The sequence below is a fragment of the Marivita geojedonensis genome, from assembly GCF_002115805.1.
Classification (GTDB): Bacteria; Pseudomonadota; Alphaproteobacteria; order Rhodobacterales; family Rhodobacteraceae; genus Marivita; species Marivita geojedonensis.
Map to the genome: position 1 here is coordinate 1 of NZ_JFKC01000010.1, position 22,446 is coordinate 22,446.

At 62.6% G+C, this 22,446-nt stretch carries 22 protein-coding genes; 6 read left to right on the forward strand and 16 right to left on the reverse strand.

Going from position 1 to position 22,446, the window contains the following annotated elements:
* Positions 1-140: 140 nt before the first annotated feature.
* The 4 genes from MGEO_RS11460 to MGEO_RS11475 form a co-directional block, all read right to left on the reverse strand.
* Entirely contained in the window at positions 141-827 is a 687-nt protein-coding gene (locus MGEO_RS11460) for a hypothetical protein (RefSeq protein ID WP_198948104.1), read from the reverse strand.
* A 65-nt stretch (positions 828-892) separates the two neighbouring features.
* Positions 893-2,089, reverse strand: a complete 1,197-nt coding sequence (locus tag MGEO_RS11465) for an NAD(P)/FAD-dependent oxidoreductase (RefSeq protein ID WP_085637493.1) — start codon at positions 2,087-2,089, stop codon at positions 893-895.
* A 3-nt stretch (positions 2,090-2,092) separates the two neighbouring features.
* Positions 2,093-2,956 carry a D-amino-acid transaminase gene (locus MGEO_RS11470; protein WP_085637496.1) on the reverse strand — a complete coding sequence of 288 codons (864 nt, stop codon included), beginning with the start codon at positions 2,954-2,956 and terminating at the stop codon, positions 2,093-2,095.
* Between the two features lie 57 nt (positions 2,957-3,013).
* A complete protein-coding gene (locus MGEO_RS11475; RefSeq protein ID WP_233139859.1) occupies positions 3,014-3,997 on the reverse strand; it encodes a homocysteine S-methyltransferase family protein in 984 nt (327 codons plus the stop codon).
* Positions 3,998-4,065: 68 nt separating this feature from the next.
* On the opposite strand from MGEO_RS11475, the gene MGEO_RS11480 reads away from it, so the two are divergent.
* Complete coding sequence (locus MGEO_RS11480; protein WP_233139861.1) at positions 4,066-5,103, forward strand: DUF5671 domain-containing protein; 1,038 nt, start codon at positions 4,066-4,068, stop codon at positions 5,101-5,103.
* A 3-nt stretch (positions 5,104-5,106) separates the two neighbouring features.
* Here MGEO_RS11480 and dgcA read toward each other — a convergent pair whose 3' ends face one another.
* Positions 5,107-6,069 carry an N-acetyl-D-Glu racemase DgcA gene (gene dgcA / locus MGEO_RS11485; RefSeq protein WP_085637505.1) on the reverse strand — a complete coding sequence of 321 codons (963 nt, stop codon included), beginning with the start codon at positions 6,067-6,069 and terminating at the stop codon, positions 5,107-5,109.
* Positions 6,070-6,143: 74 nt separating this feature from the next.
* Positions 6,144-7,145, reverse strand: a complete 1,002-nt coding sequence (gene dgcN / locus MGEO_RS11490) for an N-acetyltransferase DgcN (RefSeq protein WP_085637810.1) — start codon at positions 7,143-7,145, stop codon at positions 6,144-6,146.
* 259 nt (positions 7,146-7,404) lie between these two features.
* On the opposite strand from dgcN, the gene MGEO_RS11495 reads away from it, so the two are divergent.
* The gene (locus MGEO_RS11495) at positions 7,405-8,364 is read left to right on the forward strand and encodes an L-malyl-CoA/beta-methylmalyl-CoA lyase (protein WP_085637508.1); all 960 of its coding nucleotides are present in this window, start codon (positions 7,405-7,407) and stop codon (positions 8,362-8,364) included.
* Between the two features lie 56 nt (positions 8,365-8,420).
* On the opposite strand, the gene MGEO_RS11500 is transcribed toward MGEO_RS11495, so the two are convergent.
* Positions 8,421-8,702, reverse strand: a complete 282-nt coding sequence (locus MGEO_RS11500; RefSeq protein ID WP_085637511.1) for a hypothetical protein — start codon at positions 8,700-8,702, stop codon at positions 8,421-8,423.
* A 111-nt stretch (positions 8,703-8,813) separates the two neighbouring features.
* Between MGEO_RS11500 and MGEO_RS11505 the strand changes: the two genes are divergently transcribed.
* Entirely contained in the window at positions 8,814-9,770 is a 957-nt protein-coding gene (locus tag MGEO_RS11505; protein ID WP_085637515.1) for a LysR substrate-binding domain-containing protein, read from the forward strand.
* Here the strand turns inward: MGEO_RS11505 and MGEO_RS11510 are convergent.
* The 3 genes from MGEO_RS11510 to MGEO_RS11520 form a co-directional block, all read right to left on the reverse strand.
* Positions 9,767-10,261 (reverse strand): lytic transglycosylase domain-containing protein, encoded by a 495-nt coding sequence (locus MGEO_RS11510; protein ID WP_085637518.1) that lies wholly within the window; start codon positions 10,259-10,261, stop codon positions 9,767-9,769. The genes MGEO_RS11505 and MGEO_RS11510 overlap by 4 nt on opposite strands.
* Positions 10,262-10,327: 66 nt before the next feature.
* The gene (locus MGEO_RS21710) at positions 10,328-10,486 is read right to left on the reverse strand and encodes a hypothetical protein (RefSeq protein ID WP_170102908.1); all 159 of its coding nucleotides are present in this window, start codon (positions 10,484-10,486) and stop codon (positions 10,328-10,330) included.
* Between the two features lie 105 nt (positions 10,487-10,591).
* Complete coding sequence (locus MGEO_RS11520) at positions 10,592-11,044, reverse strand: Lrp/AsnC family transcriptional regulator (RefSeq protein WP_085637523.1); 453 nt, start codon at positions 11,042-11,044, stop codon at positions 10,592-10,594.
* Positions 11,045-11,117: 73 nt separating this feature from the next.
* Between MGEO_RS11520 and MGEO_RS11525 the strand changes: the two genes are divergently transcribed.
* From MGEO_RS11525 to dtd, 3 genes are all read left to right on the forward strand, one after another.
* Complete coding sequence (locus MGEO_RS11525) at positions 11,118-11,714, forward strand: LysE family translocator (RefSeq protein ID WP_085637526.1); 597 nt, start codon at positions 11,118-11,120, stop codon at positions 11,712-11,714.
* Between the two features lie 76 nt (positions 11,715-11,790).
* Positions 11,791-12,753: an acetyl-CoA carboxylase carboxyltransferase subunit alpha gene (locus MGEO_RS11530; RefSeq protein ID WP_085637529.1), complete on the forward strand. Its 963-nt coding sequence runs from the start codon at positions 11,791-11,793 to the stop codon at positions 12,751-12,753.
* Position 12,754: 1 nt separating this feature from the next.
* Complete coding sequence (gene dtd / locus MGEO_RS11535; protein WP_085637532.1) at positions 12,755-13,198, forward strand: D-aminoacyl-tRNA deacylase; 444 nt, start codon at positions 12,755-12,757, stop codon at positions 13,196-13,198.
* 356 nt (positions 13,199-13,554) lie between these two features.
* Here the strand turns inward: dtd and MGEO_RS11540 are convergent, their stop codons facing one another.
* The 6 genes from MGEO_RS11540 to MGEO_RS11565 all read right to left on the reverse strand — a co-directional run bounded on the left by MGEO_RS11540 (position 13,555) and on the right by MGEO_RS11565 (position 22,371).
* On the reverse strand, positions 13,555-14,736 hold the full coding sequence (locus MGEO_RS11540) for an HlyD family efflux transporter periplasmic adaptor subunit (protein WP_085637535.1): 1,182 nt from the start codon (positions 14,734-14,736) through the stop codon (positions 13,555-13,557).
* Between the two features lie 3 nt (positions 14,737-14,739).
* Positions 14,740-16,899 carry a type I secretion system permease/ATPase gene (locus tag MGEO_RS11545; RefSeq protein ID WP_085637813.1) on the reverse strand — a complete coding sequence of 720 codons (2,160 nt, stop codon included), beginning with the start codon at positions 16,897-16,899 and terminating at the stop codon, positions 14,740-14,742.
* Between the two features lie 56 nt (positions 16,900-16,955).
* Complete coding sequence (locus MGEO_RS11550) at positions 16,956-18,287, reverse strand: TolC family protein (protein WP_233139863.1); 1,332 nt, start codon at positions 18,285-18,287, stop codon at positions 16,956-16,958.
* Positions 18,288-18,371: 84 nt separating this feature from the next.
* Positions 18,372-20,438 (reverse strand): Ig-like domain-containing protein, encoded by a 2,067-nt coding sequence (locus tag MGEO_RS11555; RefSeq protein WP_085637540.1) that lies wholly within the window; start codon positions 20,436-20,438, stop codon positions 18,372-18,374.
* Between the two features lie 102 nt (positions 20,439-20,540).
* Positions 20,541-21,632: a Gfo/Idh/MocA family protein gene (locus tag MGEO_RS11560; protein ID WP_085637543.1), complete on the reverse strand. Its 1,092-nt coding sequence runs from the start codon at positions 21,630-21,632 to the stop codon at positions 20,541-20,543.
* A gap of 37 nt (positions 21,633-21,669) precedes the next feature.
* On the reverse strand, positions 21,670-22,371 hold the full coding sequence (locus MGEO_RS11565; protein WP_085637546.1) for a GntR family transcriptional regulator: 702 nt from the start codon (positions 22,369-22,371) through the stop codon (positions 21,670-21,672).
* Between the last annotated feature and the right edge of the window lie 75 nt (positions 22,372-22,446).

Consider the following 22,446-nt stretch of genomic DNA (forward strand, 5'->3'; position numbering starts at 1 on the left):
CTCTACAGACGCCTCGTGAATTGGGGGGTCCACCCGACCCGGTTTTCATCGCGCGCCATCTATGCGGAGAAAACCGGAAAATCAAGTGCAAACGCACCATATTGCGGAGGCATCCGTCGGCGAGGCGCGGATATAGTTTTTCAGCGTTGTGCCGGCGCCTCTGACGCCGCTGCGCTGGTGGCGGCAACAACCTCTCCGGGGACCGTCACACCGAAATGCTCGACGCTGCCGGTTGCAGCCGCCGGGGCCGCAACGGCCCCCTCTGCACCGGATGCTGCGGGAACCGCGTCGGCACTGCCTTCGAACCAGCCCTCGGTCTCCTGCATCTCGCGCAGCCAGACTTCGACAAGGCGCGCCGCCTCTTCGGCCAGTCCACGCAGTTGCTGTTCCCGATTCTTGGAAATCCGCGACTCGAAGACCTTGATCACCTGAATCTGCTTCGGTTCCGGATTCATCTTGGCCTGCGCCGCATCGTCCCAAAGCGTGACATTCATCGCCACGGCGGACTTCCCGGGGATGATGGGCGGCGGCAGCGAATAGGCTTCGACGCTCACCCCAAGATGGTAGTACTTGTCCCCTTCAAACCGGCTGAACCGGTCGCCCAGAGCCTTGGTGACCTCTTCGATCCACTCTTCCTTCGTTGCGTCCCGCGACACGAGCAGCTTTTGGAGGTTCGGCGCCACAACCCCGATATGACCGACGCGGAAATCCCCCATCGGATCGGTCGGGCCTTCCAGGTCCCGGGTCGAACTGGCACAGGCGGCCAGCGTCAAAATCAGCGGCAAGGCAACAAAGAAGCGGCGCATCGCGTCCCCCGGAAGTGTCATCCGTTTCTGTCTAACGCAGCCCCCCGGGCGGCGCAACGCAACCTGTACGGGATGCGGGCCTCCGCTCAGATGACCGCCTTTTCCACCTGCGGCGCGCCGGACAGCACCCGGTCATAGTGGAACTCCGTAAGGTCAAGCGTCCGATAACCGCCAAAGCACAGCCATTCCGCCAGCCCCCGGCCCATCGCGGGGGCCTGCTGGAGCCCGTGACCGGAGAAGCCGTTGATGAACAGATACTTATCAATCTCGGGATGCGGCCCCAAGACGGCATTGTGGTCAAAGGTGTTCATCTCGTAATGCCCCACCCAACTGTGGGTCAGTTTGATCGCCTCGAACTGCGGAATCCGCGTGGCCAGAAGCGGCCAGACCTCGGCCTCCCACAGCCCGTGATCCATCGTGAAATCGTCAAACGCAACAGCGGGGTCATCGCCGAAATGCCCTCCGGCCTGATAGGTCCCACCACCGTTTTCGCGCACATGCAACCCGGACGGATCAATCGTCAGCGGCAGATCGCGGTCCAGCGGCTGTTCGGCCTTGAACACCCAAGAATAGCGCTTGCGCGGCTCCACCGGCAGGTCGATCCCTGCCATCTGCGCCACGTGCCCCGCGCGTGGACCGGCGGCGTTGATGACCTGCCCGCAGGCAATCCGCGTCCCGTCGGACAAAGTGACGGACTGCACCCTCGCGCCCGTAACTTCGATCCCTGTAACCTCGGCCTCGACGTATTCGACACCGCGCTCCTGCGCCTGTCGCCGCAGCCACTCAAACACCGCCATGCTGTCGAAATAGCCTTCGTCCCGCGTGTTGATCGAACCGAGAACGATGTCGTCCAGCGCATAGAACGGATAAAGCCGCGCGATCTGATCCCGCGACAACAACCGCGTCGCCCCGCCCGCCGCCTGCTGCACCGCCGCCCGCGCGCGCAGGTCGTCGGCAAAGGCGTCAGTGTCCGCCAGATAGAGATAGCCGAAATTGCGGATGCCCAGCTGCGGCACACGCGGATCATTGCCCATATACTCGCGCAGATGGGTGACGAACTCCGCCCCGAACTGGCTGATCCGCACGTTGAGTTCGGTCGAGAACTGCTGCCGGATGCACGACGTCGAGGTCGCCGTCGCCGTCTTCTCAAAGCTCATATCCCGGTCGACAACCAGAATACGCCCATCAAACCCCAGATCGGTCAGGAACCACGCCACAGCCGATCCCATGATCGCCCCACCGACGATCACGACATCATAGCTGTCCCGCGAGGGCGTTCCCATGAATCAGATCGCGGCCTTACGGCTCTCGTCGAGATAAATCTCGCGCAGACGCGCAGTCCGCGCACCCGGCGTGCCATCACCCAAAGACACACCGTCAATCTCGATCACCGGCATGACAAAGGCCGACGCCGAGGTGATAAACGCCTCATCCGCTTCTTTCGCCTCGTCGATGGTGAAGTTGCGCTCTTCGACCTGCATCTGCGCCTCTTTGGCGAACCGCAGCACAGCCGCACGGGTGATCCCGTGCAGGATGTCGTTCGACAGGGCGCGTGTGATGATCGTGTTGCCCTTGATGATGTAGGCGTTGTTGCTGGTGCCCTCGGTCACGTAACCGTCCTGCACCATCCACGCATCATCCGCACCGGCCTTTTTCGCCATCATCTTGCCCATCGACGGGTAGAGAAGCTGCACCGTCTTGATGTCGCGACGGCCCCAGCGCACGTCTTCGATAGAGATGATCTTCATCCCAGCTTTCGCCGCCGGGCTGTCCGCCAGTCCCGGCTTGTTCTGCGTGAACAGCACCACGGTCGGCTCAGTCGTTTCGGGGTCCGGGAAGACGAAATCCCGGTCGCCCGGCGCGCCGCGTGTGATCTGGAGGTAAACCAGACCGTCCTCGATCCCGTTCACGCGCACCAATTCGCGGTGGATCTCCAGCAGGTCGTCAAACACCGCCGGTTTCCTGATGTCGAGCTCGTTCAGCGACCGCTCCAACCGCTTGGCATGGCCGTCGAAATCAATCAGCTTTCCATCCAGCACGCTGGTCACCTCATAGACCCCGTCCGCCATCAGAAAGGCGCGGTCGAAAATCGACACTTTTGCCTCGTCCTCGGGCAGATACTCTCCGTTCACAAATACGGTGCGGGTCATGGGCGATCTCCTTTTGCTTGGCGTGGGATGGCGCGAGAGACGCGTGTCGTCAAGCCGTCATCCATGCACGCTCTGCCCAATCGCGCGAAGATGGCGCATATCAGTTCCGCAACAGCCCCCGAAAATGCGCATCTGGGGGTACGTCCTGGCCAAGGCTCCGATCTGTTGACCCAGCTCTTCCGGGTTGCCGTCATCTAGAACCTCGGCTTCATCGAGTTCGGCGTGGCTGAGGCGCGAGGCATTGGCGACCAAACCGCTCAGCCGCACCCCCGCCGTTTCGAGCGCGAGGTGGTCGGGATGTGCGCAGTTCACCAGATAGTGCTTCACCCCTTCAGAGGTGTCGGCGTCGATGCGCATGATGGCGTCGTTCAGGTTTGTTCCGTCTGGCAATCGCCCATCCGTCTCGACCGTCAACGCCATCGTGATTGGAACGCCCACGGCCATTGCAGCGCGCACCATACCAATTGCCTCGTCAACCGACCCGATGGTGAAGGCGGAAATCATGTCACAGCCGGACTCCGCCAAAACCGCAATCTGGCGGGCATGATACGCCTGCGCTGCATCGGCGGTCATGGAGCCTGCCTCGTATCCGTCGCCACGCGGGCCGATCTGCGCCGAGAGGCGCAGCGGAACTTCGGCCTCGAACTCTCTGAGAAATGCGATGGCATCCCGATTGACGCGAGCCAAACGCTCCGCATCGTATCCCAAAGCCGCCGCCCGATCCGCGTTCGCCATCCATGTGACACTCTCAAGGCTGGCCCCGCATCCCGTTTCCTGCGCGACGGCAATCTGATCGCCGTAAAGCTTGCGCAGGAGCGCACGACCCCGGTCGGTTTCCAGCAACGGAAAAGACGCAAATCCGGGCAGCTCCACCCCAAGATTGAAGATCATGTGGGTTTCCATACCCGTCCAACTCAGCCAGCGGATGTCATAATCCTGATCAATCACGGCCTTGTCCTCCTGCGGAGCCTCAGAAAGGCCAAGCTGATCAGGCCAAAACGAAAAAGCAGCCATAAAGCTCAGCCGCAATTGAAGAGCCATGGTCGTCCTTGCCTTCATTGATCTGCGGTAGAACAAAAGCATTGACCGCGCGAGCCTTGCGCCATCCCATGGGCAACACCAAAGCGAAAAGGCCAATCATGCAGATCCCTCCGGAGCTTTCCCATTATATCCGCGATGCCTTGCAGTCGGGCCAATCGAAAGACGAGATCGCCAAAACCCTCCGCACCGCCGACTGGACCGAGACCGAGATCGACACGGCGCTGGCCGGATGGGGAAAACCGGACGGCGCAGGCGCGATCCCCCACCCGATGCGGTCGAGCACGGCCCGCGATGCGCTGTTTTACGCCCTGCTCTTCGTCGTCTTCGCAATGGTGGCGGGCAACACGCTGACCCTGCTTTTTGCCCAGATCAACCTGTGGCTGCCCGATCCCGATGAGCCCGCGCGCTATTCCCGTCTGGCAGGGCTGCGCTGGTCCATGGCGGCGTTGATCGTGTTCGGTCCGGTCTTCTGGTGGATCGACCGCACCGACCGCCGCGCCACCGCTACCGACCCCGCCCGCAGGCACGGCACGATGCGCCGCTGGCTCTCGGCCATTGCCATGCTGATTGCGGTGATCACACTGCTCGGCGACGCACTGTACCTGATCTACAGCTGGCTTGACGGCCAGATTACGCTGCGGTTTCTCGTGAAATCCGCCACGGTCGCACTTATGGCGCTGATCGTTCTGGCCTATTTCCGCGAAGACCGGGATCTGCCGCTGCCGCTCCTGCCTCTTCCCGCCGCCTGGGGCCTGATCGCCCTGGCGGTCGTCGCACTGGGTCTGGCCTTCCGCGCAGTGGGCGGACCTGCCCAGGGGCAAATGGAGCAACGCGACCAATGGCGTCTGTCCGACCTTCGAAACCTCTCAGAGGAAATCCACATGTGCCCCGGTATTGATCAGAATGATCTGCCGGAAACCCTCGAACCGATGACCTGTGCCAGCAATCCCGCGCGCCTCACGGGATTTGCGAGCAGCATCACGTACACTCGGGTCGGGCCGACCGAATATGCCCTGTGCACAGAGGTCGAATTTCCCCCCGCCATCGAAGGCTATGGATTGCGGATCGACGGAAACACCGTCTGCATCCAGCACCGTACCAACTGAGCGTTATCCCCAAAGCTCCGGCGCGGACGGATGCACTCTGGCCGCGTCAAAGATCAGAGGCGCGTCGCGGTCCTCGGCCAGCAGAAGCGGCCCGTCCAGATCCGTGATCGCCGCGCCCTGCGCCACCAGAACCGCAGGGGCCATTGCGAGGGACGAGCCAACCATGCAGCCCACCATGACCTCATACCCCTCGGCCCGCGCCGCATCGCGCAGCGCCAGCGCCTCGGTCAGTCCTCCGGTCTTGTCGAGCTTGATGTTCACCATGTCATACTTGCCCTTCAGCTTGGGCAATGACGCACGATCATGGCAGCTCTCATCGGCACAGAGCGGCACCGGACGGTCGATCCCCAGAAGCGCCTCATCCTCACCGGCGGGCAAGGGCTGCTCCACCAGCGCGACGCCCAGCCGCACAAGGTGCGGTGCCAGATTGGCATAAACCTCGGCGGACCAGCCTTCATTGGCATCGACGATGATCCGCGCATCAGGTGCCCCCGCGCGCACCGCCTCGAGACGTGGCATGTCATCGGGTGTACCCAGCTTGATCTTGAGAAGCGGCCGATGCGCATTCTTGGCCGCCTGCGCCTGCATCGCCTCGGGTGTGTCCAGCGACAGCGTGTAGGCTGTCACCTCTGGCCCCGGTGCTGCCAAACCGGCAAGCTCCCACACCCGACGCCCGGCCTGCTTGGCCTCCAGATCCCACAGCGCGCAATCGACAGCATTGCGCGCCGCCCCGGCAGGCAAAGCCTCCTGCAATGCCAGCCGCTCGATGCCCTCTGGCAAAGACCGGATCTGCGCCTCGACACTCTCCAGCGTCTCGTCATAGCGCGCATAGGGCACACATTCGCCCCAGCCGGTCACCCCGTCCCGCGTCACCCGCACCGTCAATACCTTGGCCTCGGTCCGGCTGCCGCGCGAGATGGTAAACACCTGCGCCAGCCGGAACACATCGCGCGTGACCTCGATCATGGGCTGCTCCCCCTGCTTCTTCTTTTCTCAAATATGCGGACGCGACGCCTTCAAAAGCGCCGCGCCAATGGTCGTCATAGCGCGGCCAGCGCCTCGGCCAAACGATCCGCCCCGTGACGATAAGGATCGACCGCGGGCAGGCCCATACGGTCCTCCAACTCCTTGAGATAGGCAACAGCCTCGGCCTCACCCATATGCTGGGTGTTGATCGAAATGCCCGCCACCACGCAATCCGGGTTGGCAACTCGTGCCAAAGGCAGCGCCATGTCGCGCAGCGCCTCGAGTGAGGGCAGGTCATAGCCCGGCAGGCCCCGCATATGGGTACGGGTCGGCTCGTGGCAGAGGATCAGCGCGTCGGGTTGACCGCCATGGATCAGCGCGAGGGTCACGCCCGAGAAGGACACATGGAAGAGGCTCCCCTGCCCTTCGATCACATCCCAGTGGTCTGCATCGTTGTCCGGCGTCAGCCATTCGATGGACCCCGCCATGAAATCCGCCACCACCGCGTCCAGAGGCACACCATCACCGGTAATCAGGATGCCGGTCTGGCCGGTGGCGCGGAACGTGCTTTTCATACCCATGTCGCGCATCGATTTGTCGAGCGCGAGGCCGGTATACATCTTGCCCACCGAACAATCGGTGCCAACGCCCAGCACCCGCTTGCCCGAGCGCTTCACACCATCGGCAATCGGATATTCAACCTCCGGCACCCGCACATCATGCAGTGCGCGGCCCGTGGCTTCGGCCACCGCCACCAGATCAGGTTCATTGCGCAGCAGGTTGTGCAGGCCCGAGGCCAGGTCGAACCCTTCCTCCAGCGCCATCACCAGAACCTTCTTCCACGCCTGGCTGATCTTGCCGCCCCGGTTGGCCACCCCGACCACAAGCGTCTTGGCTCCCGCCTCTTTCGCCTCGGCCAGCGTCATGTCGGTCAGGCCAAGATCGGCCTTGCAACCCTCCATCCGGAACTGGCCCACGCAGTTCTCGGGCCGCCAGTCCTTGATGCCCTGTGCCACCTTGGCGGCAAGCCCATCCGGCGCGTCGCCCAGAAACAAAAGATACGGTGTCTTGATCATTGCGGTCCCCTGTGAAGCAGCGTGTCTCAAGGAAGAATGACAGCCCGTCACATCAATTGCATTGTCTCCACCGCCGCCAACACCCCCGATTGCACAAAAAATCGTCGCAAATGGATGCTCTATTCGAAGAATCTTGCGCAACCAAAACACGCCGCAGAGCAGCGACGATTCCGCAGGTGCAAAATGCGCTTGCAGAAAGCCGCGCAATTTCATAACTCCACAGCAGCACGAAACGAAATATCCTTACCAAGAGGCGCCCATGTCCTTCCGCATCCAGCCCACCCCGCCTGCCCGCCCGAACCGCTGCCAACTCTTCGGCCCAGGTTCGCGCCCGGCGATCTTTGAGAAGATGGCCAAATCGGACGCGGACGTGATCAACCTCGATCTCGAAGACAGCGTCGCACCGTCCGACAAGGAGAGCGCGCGCGAGAACATCATTCAGGCGATCGGTGACATCGACTGGGGCAACAAGACCCTCAGCGTGCGGATCAACGGGCTCGACACGCCCTATTGGTACCGCGATGTCGTCGATCTGCTGGAACGCGCGCCCGAGCGGCTTGACCAGATCATGATCCCCAAAGTGGGCTGCGCCGGAGATCTCTATGCCGTCGATGCGCTGGTCAGCGCCATTGAGGCCGCCAAGGGCCGGACCAAGCGGATCGCCTTCGAAGTCATCATCGAATCCGCCGCCGGCATCGCCCATGTCGAAGAGATCGCCGCCGCCTCACCCCGCCTGCAGGCGATGAGCCTCGGCGCGGCCGATTTCGCCGCCTCCATGGGGATGCAGACCACCGGCATCGGCGGCACGCAGGCGAATTACTACATGCTGCACGAAGGCGCGAAATACTGGTCGGATCCGTGGCACTGGGCGCAGACCGCCATCGTCGCGGCCTGCCGCACCCATGGCGTGCTGCCGGTCGATGGCCCGTTCGGCGACTTCTCGGACGACGAAGGCTTCCGCGCACAGGCATTGCGGTCGGCCACGCTCGGTATGGTCGGCAAATGGGCGATCCACCCGAAACAGGTGGCTCTGGCCAACGAGGTTTTCACTCCCTCTGAGGAAGCTGTGACCGAGGCACGCGAGATCCTCGCGGCGATGGAAGAGGCCAAGGCCAAAGGCGAAGGCGCGACCGTCTACAAAGGCCGCCTCGTCGATATCGCGTCGATCAAGCAGGCCGAGGTGATTGTGCGCCAGTCTGAAATGATCACCGCACAGTAAGAATTTTCGTACGAAAATTCTCAAAATCAGAGTCTTCGTACGAAGACTCTGATCCCTTACCCCACATGCAAAGTCACAGTCGCCGCACCCTGCGTGACTGTGACCTGCACCCGCCCTCTGCGCCACACCGTCTGAACTGCGGACGACGCGCGTTCATCACGCTCGAATCCGATATCCTCAAGAACATGCGGTGCCGAAAGCGCCAGCCTTTCGATGTGCTGCGCAAGATGGGTGTCAGCCGTGTCCCTTTCCCGAAAGAGCGTGAGTTTTTCAGCCGCAATTCTGATCCAGTGCATCAGAGGTCCTGTGTGGACGTCGTGATCGCTGAAATACGTCATTGACTGATTTCCTTTGCGCTTAAGACTTCTCAGTGCAAAGATGCGCCAGGCAGGGATGCTCCCGCAAACCAAGTTAATCACCCCAAAGGATCAGAAAAACTAATCCTGATTATGCCCAGACTGCCCCCCTTGAATGCCCTGAAAGCCTTCGAAGCAGCCGCCCGGCATGGCGGGTTCATCGGGGCCAGCGATGAACTGCACGTCACGTGGGGGGCGGTCAGCCGTCATGTCAAACTGCTCGAAGACCATCTGGGCGTGGCGCTGTTTGTGCGCCAACCTCAGGGCGTGCGCCTGACCGCTGCGGGCTGTCAGCTCCTGCCGGTATTGACCGACGCCTTTGCCCAGATCGCCCGCGAGACAGAACGGCTGTCGCACAACGCGGCGGAGTTGCGCGTGATCTGCCCGCCAGGCACCTCGATCAGGTGGCTGCTGCCAAGATTGGACACCTTCCAGACGGCGCATCCCGAGTACCGCCTCAAACTCACCACGGATTTCTACACCGACAGCGGGTTCGATCCCTACGACGCGGATATCGGGTTTTCCGTCTCGAACTGGCCAAATCGCGCGTCCGATCTCGAGGTGCTCACCCTGTTTCCGAGCCTTCTGACTCCGGCATGTGCCCCCGGCTACGCTCATGACAAAGCACTGACATCGCCAAGCGATCTGTCCCGCTGCGATGTGCTGCACGAATCCCGCGCGCACGAGGACTGGGCAGCATGGGCAAACGCCTTTGCACCCAACGGGCTCGACCCGAAGTCCGGACAGGTCTTCCCGAATATCGACATCGCCACAAAAGCCGCAGTCATGGGACTCGGCGTGGTTATGGCCGATCTGGTGCTGTGCCGTGAAGAATTGGACAGCGGTGCGCTTGTGACGCCGTTTCCCGATCTGGTTTGCCAATCGCCTCTGGGCGGCATCTGCATTCTGGGCGGGCGAGAGAACTGGTCCACACCGAAAGTCGAGGCGTTCAAATCATGGGCGTATAAGAGCGCAGAACCGGACCGCGCGGCGGCCCGCGCTATCCTGGATGCACTTGGGGCTGAGGCGCCCCTCGACCGACAGGACTAATTGGCCCAATCCTTGCGGCCATGCACACCGGTCTCATCCAGCAAACCCAGGCGTTTGGCTTCGTAGTAATATCCGCGCGCATACCACATGACCGCTTCGGCCTCGTCCCCATCCGACACGAGCCACGCCCCGCGCAGGTAGCGGACGGCGTAGCGCAGGTTGGTTTCCGCATCCAACAGGTCGGACGGTTCCCCACGAAACCCCATCGACCGCGCGGTGGCAGGCAGAATCTGCATCAGCCCGTAATAGGGCCCGTTGCGCGCCTCGGGTCGGTGTGTGCTCTCGCGGATCACAACCCGCTGCACCAGCGACACGGGCACATCGTTTTCCCGTGCCGCGGCAACGATCATTTCCCGCAGCTCAGGTGTTTCATTGGGGTACAGGTTTCGCGTCGAAACGGTCTCGGTCGACGGCTTCGGCTCCGTGGTGGAACACCCGGCAACGAACACCGCGAGGCAGATTGCCGATATAACAGGGCGCAGAACTCTCATGCGCCAGCCTTGCGACGAAGCCCGCCGCAAGACAATCGTGATATTTTGCCATCGGCAAAGCTTTGCTCAGGCGGCGTAGTATTCTTCGAACACCGGCGAGGGCTGACTGTTCCGTTCGGTCACAAGCTTCGGTCGCGGGGTGTAATAGGCCCACGCCTCGTCGAGATGCCGCACTGTGTCGACAGCGGTGCTCCGGTGTGACGGGATGGGAAATGTCTGGCGCATGGTACTCTCCTGGATCGGGGTGCCTCCCTTGTCATCCCAGCTAAGCAGCGCACGCGTCAGCACCAGAGCCACTCCGTCAGGCGCGCCATGCACAGGATGCATGGCTCAGGCCCGCTCATCCTTCGGAGACCCCATCACCACATAAGAGGTGATCGCGTTCACCTGCGGCAGCACCCCCAGCACTTCGGTGTGGAAATGCTTGTAAGCGGCCAAATCCGCCGCCTCGACCCGCAAGAGATACTCGACCGAACCGGTAATGTTATGGCACTCTCGCACCTCGGGACTGCGCGAGATCGCGCGCTCGAACGCCTCCTGCGCCGGTTTGGTGTGCTGGCTCAGCCCAACGGTGACATAGGCAACAAACCCGATCCCGGTCTTTTCCGGGCTGAGCACCGCGCGATACCCCGCGATAACGCCAGAGCGCTCCAACGCACTCACCCGCCGCAGGCAGGCCGAGGGCGACAGCCCTACCTGCTCGGCAAGCGCCAAATTGCTGATCCGACCATCCCGCGACAGTACGCGCAATATCTGGCGATCAATTTGATCAATATCAGTCATTAGTTGCGCCTGTTGCAGCAAAACAGCACAAAAAAGCAATCTCTGCGCAAGGATTTAGACACATATTGCCCACATGACGCCCGATATTTTCCTTGCCCTCGCCGGTTTTGCCCTTGTCACCGTGATCACACCGGGACCGAACAACCTGATGCTGATGACATCGGGTGCGAATTTCGGCTTCCGCCGGTCGATCCCGCACATGCTCGGCGTTGGACTCGGCTTTCCGATGATGATCGTTCCCGTGGGGCTTGGCGTGATGCAGGCCTTCGACCTGTGGCCGGTCTCCTACACGATCCTCAAGGTGCTGTCGGTGCTCTACATGCTCTATCTGGCCTGGCGCATCGCCAATGCCGCGCCCCCCGATGGCGCGGCGAAATCCGGCAGCAAACCGCTGTCTTTCGTGCAGGCCGCCGCGTTCCAGTGGGTGAACCCCAAGGCTTGGTCGATGGCGCTGGGTGCGATTACCCTTTATGCCACCGGGCGTGACATCGCCGCCGTGCTCTGGGTGGCGGGCACCTATGTTGCGATGGGCTGTATTTCCACAACCACATGGACGGTGATCGGTCAGCAGTTGCGCCGCCTGCTCAACCGCCCGACGCGGCTGCGGATCTTCAATTGGACCATGGCCGCGCTGCTGGTGGCATCGCTGGTTCCGGTTCTCTGGACCTGACCGGGTTGCGATTGCAAATCCCCGCCCGGACGGTCATATAAACCGCCAGCCGCAGGCAACAGGGCAACCGCTGACCATGACCAACTATCTCGATTTTGAAAAACCGCTGGCCGAGATCGAAGGCAAAGCTGAAGAGCTGCGCGCGATGGCCCGAAAAAACGAAGAGATGGACATAGAGGACGAGGCCCGCGCGCTCGACGCCAAGGCGCAGGCGCTGCTGAAAGACCTCTACAAAAAGCTGACCCCGTGGCGGAAATGCCAGATCGCCCGCCACCCCGAGCGCCCGCATTGCAAAGACTACATCGACGCGCTGTTTTCCGAGTACACGCCGCTCGCCGGCGACCGGAACTTTGCCGATGACGATGCGGTCATGGGCGGCCTTGCACGGTTCGACGATCAACCCGTGGTCATCATCGGCCACGAAAAGGGCCACGACACGGAAAGCCGCCTGAAGCGCAATTTCGGTATGGCCCGCCCGGAAGGCTACCGCAAGGCGGTACGTCTGATGGATATGGCCGACCGCTTCCGCCTGCCCGTTATTACCCTAGTCGATACACCCGGCGCCTATCCCGGCAAAGGCGCCGAGGAGCGTGGCCAGTCCGAAGCCATCGCCCGTTCCACCGAAAAATGCCTGCAAATCGGCGTGCCGGTGATCTCGGTCGTGATCGGTGAAGGCGGATCGGGCGGCGCCGTGGCCTTTGCCACCGCCAACCGCGTGGCGATGCTGGAACACTCCGTCTACTCGGTGATTTCGCCCGAAGGCTGCGCGTCCATCCTCTGGAAAGATGCCGAAAAGATGCGCGAAGCGGCCGAAGCGCTGCGCCTCACAGCCCAGGACCTGCTCAATCTCGGCGTCGCCGATCAGGTGATCTCCGAACCGCTTGGCGGCGCACATCGCGGGCGCGAGGAAACCATCCGCTCGGTCGGAAACGCGCTGCGCGGCATGCTCAAGGACCTGTCCGACCAAAAGCCGAAAAAGCTGATCGCGGACCGCCGCCGCAAGTTCCTCGACATCGGGACCAAAGGGTTGGCCGCCTGACATGCGTGCGCTGATCCAACGGGTGTCCGAGGCCTCGGTCAGCGTCGATGGCGAGGTTCTGGGCGAAATCGGCGCGGGCCTCCTGATCCTGATCTGCGCCATGCAGGGCGACACCGAGGCACAGGCCGACAGGCTCGCCGCCAAGATCGCCAAACTGCGCATCTTCAAGGATGATGAAGGCCGCATGAACCGCTCCGTCACCGACATCGGCGGCAGCGCCCTTGTGGTCAGCCAGTTCACCCTCGCCGCCGACACCTCGCGCGGAAACCGCCCCGGCTTCTCCACTGCAGCCGCGCCGGACGACGGTAACCGACTTTACGAACACTTCGCCGATCAAATAGCGGCGCAGGGCATCCCCGTCGCCAAGGGGCGCTTTGGGGCGGACATGAAAGTGCGTCTGCTGAACGACGGGCCGGTCACGATCTGGATGGATACCGAGGACTGACCTTCGGCGACGCCTCTGGCTTGGCCCGCGCTTTTGCATATTTGGAAAAAGAAGAAGCAGCGGTCCGATGTCCACCCCAGCCAAGGCACCGCTTTCGAGCGTGGCTCTTGGTCAACCCTGGCATGGGGCTTCTCCTTTTACGGTCATCGGCATGCCTGCCTGTACCGCACCGCCAACGTTAGCCCGCTCACGTTAACGCACCGTTAATCGAAGCAAGCACCCCGTCCCTTCTTCTTTTCATAAATATGCAAACACCGCATCTGCCACATGTGCGGCGCGGTCTTTGGCGTCACGCCCACACAGGCCCGAGCCGAAGGCGAGATGCCCTGTCATGGCGGGCGAAGCCCGACATGGCTTTACGGTTCGCGCAGCGCTTCGCGGGATTTGTAGAGCGGCTTCAGCAGGTATTGCAGCACCGTCTTTTCGCCGGTGTGCAGCTCCACCGTGGCCTGCATGCCGGGGCGGATTTCCAGCTGGCGCTGACGGTCGGTGAGCGATGTCCTGTCGACCCGCACCGTGACCTTGTAATGTGCCGGGGCTTCCGGGCGGCGTTCGTCCTTGAACGTATCGGCAGAGATCACATCGACCCGGCCCTTGAGCGAGCCGTAGATCGTGAAGTCATAGGCCGAGAGCTTGATCGTCGCTTCCTGACCCGGACGGATTCCGGCGATGTTTTCGGGCGCAACCTTGGCTTCGACATAAAGCTCTTCACCCAGCGGGATGATCTGCAGGATTTCCTCGCCGGGGCGGACGACGCCACCGATGGTGGTCACGCCCAGTTTGTTCACCACGCCGTGCATCGGACTGACCAGAACCGTGCGGTTCAACTGGTCCTGTGACGACCGGAGGTTCTGGCGTAGTGTCGCCAGTTCCTTGAGCGTGTCCGAGTATTCCTGCGCACGGGCCAGTTCGGTCTGGGTGATGATCTCGTCCATTTTGATCTGCGCATCCGCATGGGCCTTGCGGGCACGGGTGACTTCGATCAGGGCGACAACCTTCTTGTCCAGAAGGTTCTCCATGAGGCTCTTTTCCTGCGCCGCCTGTTCCAGCACCTTGCGTGCGCCATCGTAGCGGGAGTTGAAATCAAGTTGCCGTGCCGCCAGAAGCGCCTGTTCAGACGCGGCCATTTCGGGGTTGCGCTGACGGAGGTCCCACGGAATTTCGAACTGCACCAGACCGGCCATCTCGACCTCGATCCGCAGGCGGCGAATGTCGAGCGCGGTGATCTGGTCTTCCAGATCATCGACCGATGACCGGAACTGTGTCCCGTGCAGACGGGCGAGCACATCCCCGCGCATCACCTCGTCGCCTTCCTTGACCAGCAGTTCGGCCAGAATCCCACCTTCGAGGTTCTGGATGATCTGCGGGCGCGACGTGGAAATGAATTCGCCGTCGGCGCGGACGATCTCATCGATCCACGCATAAGCGGCCCAGATGATAAAGAGCCACACCGCGGCCCCCGACAGCCAGATGACCATCGACGGACCGCGCAGGCGGCGGCCCAGTTGAGCGTTGAGATCGGTTGTGCTGACAGCCATCTTTTACGCCCCCTGTCCGGTGCGCAGGTGGTTCAGCACCTGATCGCGCGGGCCATCGACCACCAACCGGCCAGAGGCCAGAACGCTGGTCCGGTCGGCAAGCGCAAGGATCGGCACGCGGTGGGTGGCGACAATCGCCGTCCGGTCCGCAAGCCATGTCTCAAGCCGCGAGATCAGCGTCTTTTCCAGCGTCTGGTCCAGCGCTGCGGTCGGCTCGTCCAGCAGGCACACATCGGGGTCCTGCAACCACAGCCGCGCCCAACCGATGGATTGGCGCTGCCCGACCGACAGCCCTTCGCCACCATCGCGGATGGGCAGGTCGAGCCCCTGCGGATGGCCTTTCACAAACTGGCCCAGCCCGGCGAAGTCCAGCGCTTCGTAAAGGCGGTCGTCGTCGCGCTCCATCATGTTGAGGTTCAGGTTGTCGCGCAGCGTGCCGTGGAAGAGGCGCACATCCTGCCCCAGATAGCCCAGCGACCGGCGGACATCGCGCATGTCGATCTGGTTCATGTCGGTGCCATCGATCAGGATCGACCCGGAGGTGGGCGCATAAAGCCCCGCCAGCATCTTGAGCAGCGTGGATTTGCCCGATCCGTTGGTGCCGAGGATGGCCAGAGTCTGGCCTGGCTGGATCACGAGGCTGGGAATGTCGAGGACCGACGGACTTTCCTCATCGTAGCGGAAGGTGACTTCGCGCAGTTCGAACCGGCCTTCCAGCTTTTCGCGGCGCAGGTATTTGCGGTTTTCCTGACGGTCCTGCGGCAGGGCCGCGATCCCGTCCAGCGCATCCAGTGCGGCTTTGACGTTGCCCCAGCGCGCCATGATACCCGCAAGCTGCGTCAGCGGGGCCAGTGTGCGCGAGGTCAGGATGCCCACGGCGATGATCGACCCGACGGTGAATTCACCGGCGAAGACCAGATAGGTGCCCGCGATCACGGCCCCCACATAGGTGGCCTGCTGGACGCCCTGGCTCCAGAAGGTCAGCGCGGCGGCAAGGCGGCGTTGCTCGGAGGATTTCAGCGCCTGCACCGAGGTCAGTTCTTCCCACTGGCGGGCAAAGCGGTCTTCGGCGCGCTGGGTCTTGATCGTGTCCAGCTCGGTCACCGTTTCATTGAGCAAGCGCGATTGCTTGGTTGACGCGCCCTGCATCTCGCGGGTGATGCGGATCATCTTCTTCTGCAGGAAGAAGCCGGGGATCACCATCAGAACGGCACCGGCCACCAGCACCCAAACGACGCTGCCCGCGATGGACCAGACCATCAGCAGGAAAAGCAGGATGAACGGGATGTCCGCCAACGCGCCGACCGTGCCTGCGGTAAAGAACTCGCGGACCGAGGAAAACTCGCGCATCGACGCGAAAAGCTGCGAGGGCGACCGACCGGCCGCATCCGACCGCATGCCCAGAAGACGGTTCAGCAACGTCTGCTGCACACCCGTTTCGATCTGCCGCCCCGCGCCGTCCAGAAGTGTAGACCGCGCGACCTTGAGAAACGCCTCCAGCATCAGCGCCATCGCGGCCCCGATGGCCAGCACCCAAAGCGTGGCCGAGGATTGATGCGGGATCACCCGGTCGTAGACCTGAAGCGAGAACAGCGCGACGGACACGGCAAGGATATTGGCCACAAACGATCCCAGCGCCACCTCACCGAACTGGCGGGTGTAGTTGGTGAAGCTGCTCCAGAACCAATGGCCCTTCAGGTCCGTATCGGTATGCGTTTCGGCCAGCGTTTCGACCGGCGCTTCGCCGCGCACCAGAACGCCGCTGTAGAAGGGCGCAAACTCGGCAACATCGACGCGTTCAACCTTGTCCTTGGCGGACTCGTCCCAAACGGACAGGGTCATGCGATCCTGCGACAGGACCAGCACCGCCTGCCCATTGGTCATCAGTGCAATCGCGGGCCAGTGGTCCGGCGTCGGGCGCGGCACATGCAGCCCCTGCGCCAGCAGTCCGGCCGCCTTGGCCCCGGCGATCAGCGCCGCCTCGCCCACCAGTCCGTTCGGTTCCTGGTGCAGGCTGATCGCCTCGGTGATGTCGGAGGCCACGGTGGTGAGGCCCACCCGCCCCGCATAGGTGCGGATCAGCTCGGTCCGGGCGCGCACGCGGTCGGAATAGCGTGGCGCGCGTTTGGGTTCATTGGCGGGTTTGACGCCTTGCGGCACCATGCGAAGAACAGCGTTCTTGGCGCGCCCGGACAGGAGTGTGATGTTGCTGACGCCGCTCAAATCTTTGCTCCATCGGCAAGGACGCCCAGCCGTTTGGCGGCGTCCAGTTCGGCCCGTGCGGCCCGGAATGTCAGGTCGAGCTGCTTTTCCAGCGCCCGCAGGAACGTTTCGTAGACACTGACCACATCCATCACCTGACGCGTGCCCGCATCGTATTGGCGCTGGAAGAGGTCGAGATTGGTCTTGGCTTGCGCCGTCAGCGCCTCGGCCTCGGCGGCCTGTCGCTTCAGGGCGGCAATGCTGCGCTGGTCGGCTTCGATGGCGCGGCGCGAGATGTCCTCGGCCTCGGTCACCTTGCGATCCGCGGTGATCTTGGTGGCCTCGATGGCCTGCAGCGATGCGCCCGTGCCGACGCCCAGCATCTGTTCGGTGCTCGCACTCAGGCTGATACCCTCGCCGCCATTGCGGATGCTGCCGCCCGCCGAAAGACCCGGCAGATGCGCGGCGCGGGCGATCTTGGCCTGCGCCAGTTGCCGGTCGCGTTCGACCTGTGCCCGCAGCACATCCAGTGACTGATGCGACGATGCCGCCCCCATGCCGCGCAGACCACGCAGGTCAGCCAGAGGCACCGACGACATTGCGTTCAGTTCGGCCACCGCGCGGGTGGTCTTTTCGCGGGCTGCCGCATCACGGGCGCGCAGATCGGCCAGCTTTTGCTTCAGAACGTTGAGATCAGAGAAATCGGACACGCCGCCTTTGACGCGTTCGTTCATCACCCATTCGAACTGGCCCATATCCTTGAGCGCCTGCGCATAAAGATCGGCCGCCGCGCGGCCCTCTTCAGCCTGAAGGTAGAGGACCAAACCTTCATATACGCGGTCGTTGCTGCTTTCGGACAGATTCACCGCCGCCAGCTCCACATCCGCCTTGGCCAGCTCGCGTTCGGCTTTCTTGCGGCCATTGTCGAACAGCACCTGATTGATCACCAGATCGGCCACCAGATCACCCAGCGAGGTCAGCGTGATCCGTGGGGAAATCGTCGGCCACCAGTTCTTGGACGCGGCCTCGGCGCGCAGTTGTGCGACATGCAGTTCCGCCTCGGCCACACGCGCGTCAGCGGCAAGAACACCCGCAGCCACTTCGGCATAGGGTGTTCCGGGGGTCAGCACGCTCTGCCGTGTCGCAAGTTCTGTGATGATGGGTGACGCATCCTGCGCCACATCCGCCTTCGGAGCAACTGCCTGTGTCTCCGCCTGGTCCGGCGCAGCCGCGCCCGGCTGGGCCTGAAGAAACCGCGACACGGTTCCCGCTCCCAGATCCTGCATACATCCCGAAAGAGCCGTAACGGCAAGCACCGCCCCTGCCATGGCCCCTGTGTTCCGCCTCATGTCGATTGAGCCCCCGCCTTTGGCTTTTTGTTGTGTCGGGGCTCGGGCCATCGCTGCGACGGCCCGAACAGTCTATCCTCTTGCTCAGATTGTGACGTTGTTGATGTCGTCGTCGATCAGAACGGTCGCATCGCCCAGTTCGTAGACATCGAAGTTCTGACCATCTTCGAAACGGCTGCCCGCGCGGGATGCGCCGGTGATCCGTACCGCGTCGTCGGTGTTGCCCAGCACGCGGACAGTGTTGTCCTCGCCCGTCATCGCAACGATCTGCGCCTCGGTGATGGTGAGCGTTGCCTCTTCGGTGAACTCGAGGTCGATCGCGTCGATCTCGCGCCCGCCAAGGTTGCCCGCCAGCGTGACGTTGCTTTGCGAGGTGTTCGGATCATCGACCACCACATATGTCCCCGAGCTGTTGCCCGCGGCATCGGTGGCCGTGATCACGAGGTGAGAGCCGTCCGGCACGACCTGGGTAAACGAGTAGGTCGTTTCCCCGGTAAACGTGTTGTCCTGGTCGTTGAAGCTGGCGTTCTGCGAGCCGGAATTGCTGACCCGTTCGATGACCACGTCATCGCCGGTGTTCTCAAGCACGATGCCCCGCACCGCCTGGCTCTGATCGCGGGTGATCGCGGTCATGTCAGGCGCGTCAGGTGCCACGTTGTCCACCACCATGGTTTCGGTGATCGACTTGGTGTTGCCCGCCGCATCGGTCGCGGCGATCTGGATCGACACGCTTTCGCCATTGACCTCGGGGATCACGCTCGGAGGCACGGCGACGGACCAGGCACCGCCCGCACTGACCTGCGCCTGCATCTGCTGTCCTGCGATGGTGACCACCACCGTAGAGCCCTGTTCGACCTGTCCGGTCAGGGTAAAGCCCTGCGCCGCTTCGGCTTCGCCGACCACGCCATCGGACCCGCCCGGTTGGCTGGTCGAGGTGAGCGGCACCACTTCGGTATCGACCTGGAAGGTCTTTGACGTCGTCGCGGTGTTGCCCGCGCGATCCTCGGTGCTGATCTGCGCTGTCGTGGTGTAGGTGCCATCCGGCAGATCGAACCCCGAAAAGGTCGCCGTCCAGTTGCCGGCCGCATCGACACTGGCCACGCGGCTGACGCCTTCGACGACCACGGTCACGGTAGCGCCCGGCTCTGTCGTGCCGCTCAGTGTCACGCCCTGCCCCTGCTCGGCATTGTTGACGATGTTGTCGGCAGTCACCGGGTTCGCACTTACCGCGAAATTCCGCACGAACGTATCGACCATCACGGTATCGCTGCGCGTCAGCTCGTTGCCGGCCGCATCGACGGTATAGGCGGTGATCTGCGCCTCGTATTCGCCGGGACGCACCTCACCCGAACTGTAAGTCGCGCGCCAGGTGCCAAAGCTGTCGGTCTGAACGCTCTTGGTCACTCCGTCCAGCGTCACATCGACCATCGCAAACGGGGTCGATGTGCCGGTGATCACGACACCATCCGACGCTTCGACCTGGTTTACGATATCGTCGGTTTCGATCGGCGCGGGGCTGATCGTCAGGAGGCCTGCATCCGTGTCGAAAATCACGCTGCGGGTTTCGGTCGCCGTGTTCCCGGCAAGATCCGTGGAGCTTGCCGTCAGCGTGGCCGTCTGTTCACCTGTCGGAAGTTCGCCCGAAAGGAAGGTCACGGTCCAGTTGTCGCTTGCGTCGACACTTGCGTCGCTCGACACGCCGCCCAGCGTCACCACGACCGTTGCACCGGGTTCCGTGGTGCCGGTCACGGTCATGCCCTGCGTTGCTTCTTCGGCGTTGACCACGCCATCTGCGCCACCGGCCTCGCTGGTGATGTCGAAATTGCGCACCCAGGTATCGAGGCGAACCTCACCCGAGGTGGTGCTGACGTTGCCAACCTGATCGGTCGCTGTGGCGTTGATCGTCAGATCCTGTTCGCCCACCGGAATCTCGGTTGCGATGAAGGTCACCGACCAGTTGCCCTGCGCATCCACAAACGCGGTGCGGGAATAGCCGTTCATCTCGACAACAACGGTCGATCCCGGATCCGTGGTTCCCGTGATCTCAACCCCATCCGAGCGCTCGTCGGCATTGATGATGCCGTCGGTCTCGATGATCGTGGTGTTGACGGTGACTCCCGAGACCGTGTCGATCTGGATTCCGTCGCTCACCGTGGTCGAGTTGCCGAACCCGTCGGTCGCGATGATCTGGATGTTTTCGATATATTCGCCGGCGCAGCAGAGTGTTGCGGGAAAATTACGGTCGAAATGTGTTCATATTCTGTCAATCACACCGTGCTCTGACGCCGCCTTTTGCGCCGCCAAACCCATGCGAACGGCCCACGCGCCGTCCTCGAGCGACACCTCCGGAACACCCCCATTCCGGACCAGTTCCAGAAAGCGCGCGTGCTGGTAGAAGGTCGATCCATTGTGGTCCCCGGCATCCAGGATTGTCGGGTCCACGGGGATGTCCACAGTCTGCGGCCCTTTGGGATGGCGCGGGCTGATGATCACCTGCGCCACCGGCGGCGCGCCCAGATGGGTCGGCCAGAACCGCCCCGGCCCCGGCACGAAAGCCTCGATCTTGCCGTTCGGCCCCACCGCGCTGATCTCTTCCTGATACTTGGAGCCCTCGGCATACATGCACAGTTCCAGCATCGCCCGCGCGCCAGTGGCGAAATCGACGATCACATAGGCGGTGTCCCAGATGTCGGGCACTTCGCCGTTATAGGCCTCATCCAGATGGTTGACCTCCTGCCCTGCGCTGGCCGTCACCCGCACCGGGTCGGACCCGAGGATCAGGCGCATGAGGTCGAAGAAGTGACAGCACTTCTCGACCAGCGTGCCACCAGTGTTTCGGTTGAACCTGTTCCAGTCCCCCACCTTGTGCAGGAAGGGAAAGCGGTGCTCGCGGATGGTCAGCATCTTCACCCCGCCGGTGGCGCGCTGCACCTCCTCGGCGAAGGTCTGGATGGGGGGCATATAGCGGTATTCCATCGCCACCCAGATCGGCGACGGGTAGCTGGCGGCAATCGCCTCGACACGCGCGATGTCTGCCGGATCGGTATAGAGCGGCTTTTCCATCAACAGCGGCAGCGGGTTGAGTTCCGCGATCTGCTCCAGCGCGTCGATATGGCAATGGTTGGGGCTCGCCACCAGCAGACAGTCCAGATCGTCGCGCGCAAGCAGGTCTTCAATCGACGCCTCGAGCTTGGCATTGGGCGCAATCGCCTTTGCCGCCGCCGCCATGATCTCGTCCGGTTCAAAAATCGCCGCAACCCGCGCGCCTTCCAGCAGGGCGATATTCCGCAGGTGCTCCTGCCCCATCATGCCGCATCCGATGATGCCGTAATTGATGACTTTCATTTTGGTCCTTCAGGTGATGCACGCGACACAACGCGGCTTAGGTGATGCGCGCGACGTAACGCGCGGCGTCTGTATTGATCCAGTTCCACGAAGCTTCGGCGGCCTCGCCTTCGGGGCCGTAACTGACGCGCGTGGCCCGCATGCAGGGCTGGCCCGTCGCGCGGCCAAAGGCGGATGGCGCCCACTCCGGCACGGTATCGAGATCCAGCCGGTCCACGGCCTTGGTGATCCAGAGGCCCAGAGATTCACGGTAGTAAAGGTACAGCGACTCGCGCAGCGCCACAGCGTCGATCTGATCGACATAGCTGCCATCGAGCCAGATCTCTTCGAGCACCGCCGGAATGCCGTTCAACCGACGCAGACGGCGAATCCGGTGACCGTCAGTTGCCTGTCCGAATGACGGCAATCCTTCAGGCTTGGGCAATCGATCCACCGAAAGAAGCTCGGCCGTCGGCAAGCCGCCGCCTTCGATCAACTCAACGCGGAAGAATGCGTAGACCGACTGCGTGTCCTCTTGCGCGCAGACGTAATTGCCCGACCCCTGCACCCGTTCGAGCAGGCCCAGCGCGGTCAATTCATCCAGCGATTTCCGCAAGGTGCCCACCGAAATGCCAAGCCGCGCCGCCATCTCGCGTTCGGGCGGCAAACGCTCGCCATCAACCAAGCGACCAGCCTGAATATCGCGGATCAGCAATTCGCTGATCTGCACGTATTTCGGCAGGGCGTGGGTGTCGGACATTTCTCGCACCAAAAATTGATACACTATTGATCTACATTTTTGGCGGTGCTACGCAAGAGGAAATGATGCGCCCCG